At 40.8% G+C, this 718-nt stretch carries 1 protein-coding gene; it reads right to left on the bottom strand.

Annotated features, from left to right (window positions below; all coding sequences use genetic code 11):
- Positions 1 to 718, bottom strand: a 718-nt coding sequence (mobP3, locus tag DW938_RS14950) for a MobP3 family relaxase (protein ID WP_242992568.1), incomplete at both ends; no start/stop codon positions are given.

The following is a 718-nucleotide window of genomic DNA, read 5'->3' on the forward strand; positions in this document are numbered from 1 at the left end:
ATATCGTTTGCAAATACCGAACGCACTTTATCTATTCCAGCCTTTGTCAGAAAGCCTTGCTTTGGATTTGTTGAATAAACAAGCAAATGGATATGAGGATGATGAGTAGTATCGTGGTAAGCGGCGTACCACTTCAAATTGCAAAGTGGGATATTCTGTGCTTTGGCAATATCTGAAATATGCCTTTTCACAAGCTCACGCCAGGCGTCTGAATTATCAAAGCCAAGCCTTACAGCATCTTCACGGCGAAGTGAAACAACGTGTGACCAAACATTGCCTTTATGTTCAGCTATCTCATTTGCCGCTTGATTCAGAATTATAGGCTCGTTCTTTTCGTTAAACAAGCCGTGCGAACCTCTCTTTTCAACGCCCGGACGCATAGCCATATATCCGACAAAATTCTGTCGGTTTCCAACCACGTCTGCATTGCGTTCTACTATCGTGCTTATCAATTCACCGGCATTCTCAATGGTCGGCTCTCTTTCATAGTCCTCATACTCAAGGTATCTTTTGGATTCAGGAAAGTCGTTTATCAGATTGTTAATAAGCTGCTCTTGATTTTTAGTTGCATTGGCATTTCTGTCAACAAATTTTTGACTTCGTATCTCGACAGTTTCACGGGTAGCAATATACTTTGTATAGTTTCTGCGTTTTGTTTTATTTTTCTGATTTCCGTTTTTCAGATAACGGCTCGTAACGATAAGCTGCGACATTTTAC

Origin of the sequence: Ruminococcus sp. AM43-6 (genome assembly GCF_003461785.1) — a bacterium.
GTDB classification, from domain to species: domain Bacteria; phylum Bacillota; class Clostridia; order Oscillospirales; family Ruminococcaceae; genus Hominimerdicola; species Hominimerdicola aceti.